This window comes from Vibrio sp. 10N.222.46.A1 (assembly GCF_041473595.1).
In the GTDB taxonomy this organism is placed as follows: Bacteria; Pseudomonadota; Gammaproteobacteria; order Enterobacterales; family Vibrionaceae; genus Vibrio; species Vibrio tasmaniensis_A.
Genome location: NZ_JBFRSN010001329.1, coordinates 1 through 1196 on the forward strand (window position 1 = coordinate 1; position 1196 = coordinate 1196).

The 1196-nt window shown below is 43.3% G+C and carries 2 protein-coding genes; both read left to right on the top strand.

Annotated features, from left to right (window positions below; translation table 11 throughout):
• Positions 1–54: 54 nt before the first annotated feature.
• Positions 55–816 carry an alpha/beta fold hydrolase gene (locus AB4496_RS26365; protein WP_009847327.1) on the top strand — a complete coding sequence of 254 codons (762 nt, stop codon included), beginning with the start codon at positions 55–57 and terminating at the stop codon, positions 814–816.
• A 108-nt stretch (positions 817–924) separates the two neighbouring features.
• Positions 925–1143, top strand: coding sequence for a DUF2788 domain-containing protein (locus AB4496_RS26370; RefSeq protein WP_009847328.1), 219 nt, complete (start codon positions 925–927; stop codon positions 1141–1143).
• The last annotated feature ends 53 nt before the right edge of the window (positions 1144–1196 follow it).

A 1196-nucleotide genomic window follows, 5' to 3' on the forward strand; every position in this document is an offset into this window, starting at 1 on the left:
ATAGCGAGATCCGCGCGGATACTCTACGTCAAACCCACCATGAATAAGATAAAAATGTCAGTACAGCTCAACTATAAAATTGAAGGTGAGGGTCACACCATTGTTTTGATCCATGGATTATTCGGAAATTTGGACAACCTTGGCTTGCTCGCTAGGGATCTAAAAACCGATCATCAGGTACTTAGCATCGATCTACGTAACCACGGCCAATCTTTCCATAATGACACTCATAATTATCAAGCTATGGCACAAGATGTGGCTCAACTGCTGAATGATCTTGAGTTAGAAGGTGTCACTGTGATTGGTCACTCGATGGGTGGCAAGGTAGCGATGGCACTGGCACAACATCTGACGCTGCATAAATTGATTGTCTTAGATATGGCACCAGTCGCGTACACCCAAAATCGTCACGACAACGTATTCGCAGGCCTACAAGCTGTGATAGAAGAAAAACCGACATCACGCTCAGAGGCGCTTAAGGTCCTCGCAAAACATATCGAAATTGATGGGGTTCGCCAGTTCTTAACGAAATCTTTGTTCAAATCAGAACAAGGCATCATGGAATGGCGTTTCAATGTTGCCTCGCTATTAAACAACTACCCACAGATTATTGGTTGGGAACCGATTGACAAAACCTCGGTCAAAACCTTGCTAATCAAGGGTGGTGACTCAGATTACCTGACGGCTGAACATCAAACCGCCGTTCAACAGCAGTTTTCCAACGCAAAGGCACATGTTATCGCCAATACTGGACATTGGCTACACGCGGAAAAGCCCGCTGAAGTGCTCCGTGCAATAAGGAAATTCATCACTTAGATAGGTTGATTAGTCGATATAAATGAGAGCTGTGTAATCACAGCAGATTAACTTTATCTCACAACAGTGATATAGTGCGCCCAAGCAAATTTGGTATATAAGGTTCCCATGCTTTACGACTACATGAACATCATTGAATCTGTTGGTTTAGATCTTCTGTTTGCCGCGATTTTCTTTCTAATCGGAATGGCAATTAAAGACGTTCTAAAGCAGGGAAATGTTCCTGCATTTGGTCGTCGTATCGTATGGTTAGTACTTTTCCTTGGCTGCGCAGGCTTTATCGCAAAAGGGATAATCCAACTAAGCTGGGAAGGAACTGGAATCTAACGATTTCCTCCGAACTTTATTACACCGACAACAGACAAAATGAAAGGTAATGA